6 protein-coding genes, 1 tRNA gene and 1 rRNA gene are annotated in these 5248 nt (G+C 53.7%); 4 read left to right on the forward strand and 4 right to left on the reverse strand.

Features of this window, described 5'->3' with window-relative positions:
* Positions 1–85 (reverse strand): 16S ribosomal RNA (locus tag CV945_RS16040); the annotation flags it as partial.
* A gap of 448 nt (positions 86–533) precedes the next feature.
* On the opposite strand from CV945_RS16040, the gene CV945_RS16045 reads away from it, so the two are divergent.
* Positions 534–1355 carry a protein-glutamine gamma-glutamyltransferase gene (locus CV945_RS16045; RefSeq protein WP_050368716.1) on the forward strand — a complete coding sequence of 274 codons (822 nt, stop codon included), beginning with the start codon at positions 534–536 and terminating at the stop codon, positions 1353–1355.
* Here the strand turns inward: CV945_RS16045 and CV945_RS16050 are convergent.
* Positions 1326–2234 (reverse strand): DMT family transporter, encoded by a 909-nt coding sequence (locus CV945_RS16050; protein ID WP_033010734.1) that lies wholly within the window; start codon positions 2232–2234, stop codon positions 1326–1328. The genes CV945_RS16045 and CV945_RS16050 overlap by 30 nt on opposite strands.
* 61 nt (positions 2235–2295) lie before the next feature.
* Between CV945_RS16050 and CV945_RS16055 the strand changes: the two genes are divergently transcribed.
* The 3 genes from CV945_RS16055 (at position 2296) to CV945_RS16065 (ending at position 4086) form a co-directional block, all read left to right on the forward strand.
* The gene (locus CV945_RS16055) at positions 2296–2973 is read left to right on the forward strand and encodes an MgtC/SapB family protein (protein ID WP_033010733.1); all 678 of its coding nucleotides are present in this window, start codon (positions 2296–2298) and stop codon (positions 2971–2973) included.
* A 69-nt stretch (positions 2974–3042) separates the two neighbouring features.
* Positions 3043–3115, forward strand: a tRNA-Ala gene (locus tag CV945_RS16060).
* Between the two features lie 62 nt (positions 3116–3177).
* A complete protein-coding gene (locus tag CV945_RS16065; RefSeq protein WP_033010732.1) occupies positions 3178–4086 on the forward strand; it encodes a thermonuclease family protein in 909 nt (302 codons plus the stop codon).
* A gap of 123 nt (positions 4087–4209) precedes the next feature.
* Here CV945_RS16065 and CV945_RS16070 read toward each other — a convergent pair whose 3' ends face one another.
* Positions 4210–4461, reverse strand: a complete 252-nt coding sequence (locus CV945_RS16070) for a hypothetical protein (protein ID WP_033010731.1) — start codon at positions 4459–4461, stop codon at positions 4210–4212.
* A 56-nt stretch (positions 4462–4517) separates the two neighbouring features.
* Entirely contained in the window at positions 4518–5018 is a 501-nt protein-coding gene (locus tag CV945_RS16075; RefSeq protein WP_033010730.1) for a GNAT family N-acetyltransferase, read from the reverse strand.
* Positions 5019–5248 lie beyond the last annotated feature (230 nt).

Genomic DNA, 5248 nt, shown 5'->3' on the forward strand with positions numbered 1-5248 from the left:
CAAGCCCTCGTTCGGTCCGCTCGACTTGCATGTATTAGGCACGCCGCCAGCGTTCGTCCTGAGCCAGGATCAAACTCTCCAAAGAAAGTTGATTGGCTTGTTCAGCGCCAAAACCAATGGTCATGGCGCACGCGCTTCGTTTCGTTCAGTTTTCAAGGAACGATCGCGCTGCTTGGATGCAAGGAATTTCACTTCCTCATCAACTCGTTGTCTCTCGCAAGCAGCTTCTTTATATTAACATAACATCTTTTCGTTGTCAACTGTTTTTCTTGTCCGTCGCGTCCGAACTGTTCGTTCTAGCAGCGACGCTATTTAATATATCACCTCAAAAATAAAAATGCAATACCTTTTTTATTTTTTTTTGCGACGCTGCTGCCCCCTTCTTCCTTTATATCATGTTGGAATACGGCGCCCGCTGCCTTGGCAACTTGTCCGCCTAAGACAGACGAATATGCGGAGCGGCGGGCGCATACATTTCAATAATATATCATCACTTACTTGATTTTTACTTTCTTGAAGGAGGCATCTTGGCGTTGATTCGCATCTTGTCATCTCCGTCCGGTTTTCACGTTTCCGGCTCGTCCTCGCTTCCGCCGAATGAACAGCGCATTTTGCACGCCCTTGTGTCTTCCCCTGAACTATATACGTATCCGAACGAACAGCAACTGCTGTTTGAAATCAAGCTTCGCAGCCAGATCGTTCAAGCCTCGGTGGACTTGGCGAAAAGCCGGGCGCAGTTTGCCATTTTCCGTTTTTCGCGCTGCAACAGCCAGTTCTGGCTGCGGGATGAGCGCGGGGGGTTTCAGCTTCGGCCAGACGTTCTTCCATCGGACGCCATCAATGATATTTTTGTCAACAGCGAACTGTACGCCTTTGAGTGCGCGACGGCGATCGTCATCGTTTTTTATAAAGCGGTGCTTGAAGGGATTGACGTGTCGGCGTTCAATCGTTTGTTTGCCAATTTGCTGCTGTATGACTGGCATACGGACAAAGACCTCGGTATCGAAACGAAAAAGGGAGAACACTTTCTCCCCGGGGACTGCCTTTATTTTAAAAACCCGGACGTTGATCCGCTGACACCGCAATGGCAAGGGGAGAACACGATCTATTTGGGCGATGGCTTGTTTTACGGACACGGCATCGGCATCGAGACAGCGGACGGCATCATCGCCGCCCTCAACCGGAGGCGGAAGCAGTGGGCGACGAAATCCGCCTATCTTCTTCCTCATATTACACAAATGAACTTCGCTTATTTATCCCAATTCGCCCGCCGCTTCGACGAACTCCGCCTGCCGCTCGGCCGTCTGCCATGGATCGCCGGGACGTTAGGGTCCGCTGCTTTCTTGTATCGTTAGCGGGCCTTTTTCGTTTTTCTCCCACAAATACAGCCCGATTCCTGTTAAAATAAAAATGCCGCCGATCCATTGAAACAGGCGGATCGGTTCATCGAGCAGCCAGTACGCCAACGCCGAAGCGCCGACCGGTTCAAACAAAATCGCCATCGACACCGTCGAGGCGCTCACCCATTTGACGGCCCAGTTCATCACCGAGTGGCCGAGCAGCGTTGGAATGACGGCAAGGGCGAGAAAACAAAGCCAATCCGTCAGCTGATACGCCGCCAGCGAAAGGCGAAACAGCATCGCGTACAGCCACAACACCGCCGCACTGATGCCATAGACGATATATGTATACGTCATGAGCGACAACCGTTGGCGCACTTCTTGGCCGAACAGCCAGTACGCCGTCACCATCGCGCACGCCACCAACGCCAACATGTCCCCATAGAGCGCTTCGCCGCTGACGCGAAAATCGCCCCAGCTGATCAAGACGCTTCCCGCAATCGCCAAAACAGCGCTTGCGAGCGCGCCCGCCGTCAGCCGCTCACGGAAAAAGAGCGCCCCGCCCGCAAAGGCGAACAGCGGCTGCAGCGTCACAAGCACGACCGAGCTGGCGACGGAAGTATAGTCGAGCGATTCAAACCAAAGAATAAAATGAAACGCAAGCAGCACGCCGGAACAAATCGAAAACCACCAGTCGCGTCGGGAAATACGCTTCAGTTCGCGGATATGGCGAAGAAAAAACGGCGTCATGATGACGACCGCGAAAAAAAGCCGGTAAAACGCGATAACGGCCGACGGCGCCTCCGACCATTTGACGAAAATGGCCGATGTCGACACAGCAAGCGCGCCGATCAATAACGCAGCATACGATTTCGCTATGCTTGGCGGCTTCATGTTTCCATCTCCTCACCAACATTTTTTTACATTCATTATACCATGAACGAGGTGAGAAAAAATGATGTTTGATCCGTTCCTCAAATTAGGGATTTCCGCCATCCTCGGGCTGATTATCGGGTTGGAACGGGAATTGAAGCGAAAACCGGTCGGCTTGAAAACGTGCCTTGTCATTTCCATTTCCAGTTGCCTGCTTACGATCGTTTCGATCGAATCGGCGTACGTCTTTCCTCTTAAAGACCATATCACAATGGACCCGCTCCGCCTTGCCGCGCAAATCGTATCCGGGGTTGGGTTCCTGGGAGCGGGCGTCATTTTGCGCCGCGGCAACGACAGCATTACCGGGCTGACGACCGCCGCGATCATTTGGGGGGCGGCAGGGATTGGCGTGGCGGTTGGCGCGGGCTTTTATTGGGAATCGGCGTTCGGTGTGGCGCTGCTCATTGTCAGCGTCGAACTCATTCCATTTTTAATCAACTTTTTCGGGCCGAAGCAGCTGCGCGAAAAAGAGGTGCTGTTGCAAATCACCGTGGCGGACGCCAAAAACATTACAAAGGTCATCGACCATTTAAAACAACAGGACATCAACATTAAAACGATGCGCATTAAAGACGTTGAAGAGAATGAACATTTGCTGAAACTAAGAGCCGTCATTGACCAAAAGCGCTCGACCGCCGAACTTTACTACGTCATTCGCTCCATCGACGCCGTCGTCCATGTCGATATTGAAAGCGGCTGATGAAAAAAGGATTGCAAACAGCCGACAAACTATATATAATGGAACATGGACAGATGATCCATATCGTTTGGGGCATTAGCTCAGTTGGGAGAGCGTCGTGCTGGCAGCGCGAAGGTCACCGGTTCGAGCCCGGTATGCTCCATCCGTCAAACCCTTGCGTGGCAAGGGTTTTTTGTTTTCTGATTTCGCGGGGAGGGGATCACGATGAAGCGAATGATGATCATGATCGTTTGTTTGGTGATGATGGCCCCGATATATGCAGCCGCCCATCGTGGCGAACTAGATGAATTGGGCGGACATTTTCGCAACAGCGACTGCACGTACTTGCTGCATGAACCGACTGCGCTCGCGAAACAGGCGAAAACGAAAGAAGAGCTTGTCCAACTTATTCAGAAATACAACGGCAATGAACGATGCAAGCGAAACCTCACTCCTGACCGCATTGACCTCGACGGCCATGCGCTCGGGGGAAAAGAGGGCGATGCTTCGCTGCGACTGGGCCGGACATACAAAGCGGCATTGGTAGGGTGCGTGGACGGTGACACGGCCAAATTCCGTGTGAACGGCCATGTGTATACAACCCGCTTTTTGTTCATTGACACCCCGGAAAGCACGATCGAAGTCGAGCCATATGGAAAAGAAGCGAGCCAGTTCACGTGCTCCCGCCTGCAAAAAGGGGATATTGTGCTTGAAACAGACGGGAATACGTTGTTCGACAAATACCAGCGGCTGCTCGCCTGGGTGTGGGTGGACGGTCGCCTGCTGCAAGAGGAGATTGCCAAAGCGGGATTGGTGGAAGACTTTTATGACTATGGCGATTACAAATACGAAGACCGTGTCCGCGCCGCGTTGAACGAGGCGAAACGGACGGGGGCGGGCATGTACGGAAGGGGAGCGGCGGATGAAAAGCCAACGCCAAACGGGGCGGACCAGCCGCCTGATGGCAACACGCCGGCAAACGAGAAGCCCGCTGGCAGCCCGGCCGCCGATCAACCGTCTGCTTCCGATCAAGAGGCGGCGCCGAAAGACCGCGCGGGTCATCCCGTTGTTTATGCGTTGCTTGGTTTGCTGGCGGCGGCCGCGCTCTATTGGTTCGTCCGCCGGGGGACATGACCGGTGCGGGCGGACGATGGCAGCTCGAAACGCCCGGCTGCCCGCATCTTGACGCCCTGCCAATGAAACAGCCTGTCCGGTGCGGACAGGCTGTTTTGGTGCGGGCTGCAGGACAACCCGCTGCTATTGTTTCGGGAGCAGTTCTTCAATGCCGCCTTCGTGGGCGGCCGTTCGCCCGGACGCCACCTCGAGCCGGCGGAATCCGTATTCCTCCAAGCGCGCAATTTGCCAGTCTGTGAGATCGGTGTACGCGATGACAGACGGCGTGCCGGACGATTTATAAATCAAATTGCCGGTCACCGGGCATTGAAAGGCGTCGGCGACAAATCCTTCGCCGTCTTGAATCGTAAACAGCCGAATCGGCATAACGTTCATGTCATTCCCTCTTTCTTGGCATTGTCATAATTATCCGTGCCCCATCGGACGCCATTCTATACAAGCCGTTTGCCGACGATGACCAAATCGCGTTCCACCCCATCCAGTTCCGCCACGCGCGGAAAATATCCCCACCGTTCAAATCCGAAGCGGGAGAAAAGCCGCAAACTTGGTTCATTATGCGCAAAAATAAAGCCGAGCAGCGTCTTTATTTCAAGCGCTGGCGCCTTGTCGACCGCTTGCTTCAGCAACTTCGTCCCCAATCCTTGACCGCGGTGCGATTCGGCAATATAAATGCTCACCTCCGCCGTATGGCGGTACGCCGGGCGGCCGTAAAACGATTGGAAACTGAGCCAGGCGCAAATATCGCCGCCATCTTCCACCACCCAAAGCGGCCGATGGTGAGGATCATGCGCTTCAAACCACGCCTTTCGGCTTTCCACCGACACCGGTTCCAAATCCGCTGTCACCATTCGGCTTGGGATCGTTTCGTTGTAAATGCGGACGATGTGCGGCAAATCGGCCGCCGTCGCATCGCGGATCACCCATTGTTCCATCTGAAATCTCCCCTTTTCGATTTCTCTTTCGCGTCCAAAGCCGCTTTTTTTTGCAGCGCATTTCGTTTCCAAAAACGAAACAAGCGGGAGTATAATCAAAACGTATGTACAAACAAAGAAAGGGGAACAACGTCAACTACCCCCACTTCGCTAACGCTTGAAGTGGGGGCTTGCAACTCCCCAGAAGTGCAAACGGACTTCGTCCTCCTTCCTTGACTTGGGGTTGCATC

It is taken from the genome of Geobacillus sp. Manikaran-105 (assembly GCF_002809955.1).
In the GTDB taxonomy this organism is placed as follows: Bacteria; Bacillota; Bacilli; order Bacillales; family Anoxybacillaceae; genus Geobacillus; species Geobacillus thermophilus.

Excerpts from the sequence above, each read along its gene's own strand:
- CV945_RS16050 (WP_033010734.1), bottom strand. The coding sequence starts at position 2,234 with ATGAAGCCGCCAAGCATAGCGAAATCGTATGCTGCGTTATTGATCGGC.
- CV945_RS16055 (WP_033010733.1), top strand. The coding sequence starts at position 2,296 with ATGATGTTTGATCCGTTCCTCAAATTAGGGATTTCCGCCATCCTCGGG.
- CV945_RS16065 (WP_033010732.1), top strand. The coding sequence starts at position 3,178 with ATGAAGCGAATGATGATCATGATCGTTTGTTTGGTGATGATGGCCCCG.
- CV945_RS16070 (WP_033010731.1), bottom strand. The coding sequence starts at position 4,461 with ATGAACGTTATGCCGATTCGGCTGTTTACGATTCAAGACGGCGAAGGA.
- CV945_RS16075 (WP_033010730.1), bottom strand. The coding sequence starts at position 5,018 with ATGGAACAATGGGTGATCCGCGATGCGACGGCGGCCGATTTGCCGCAC.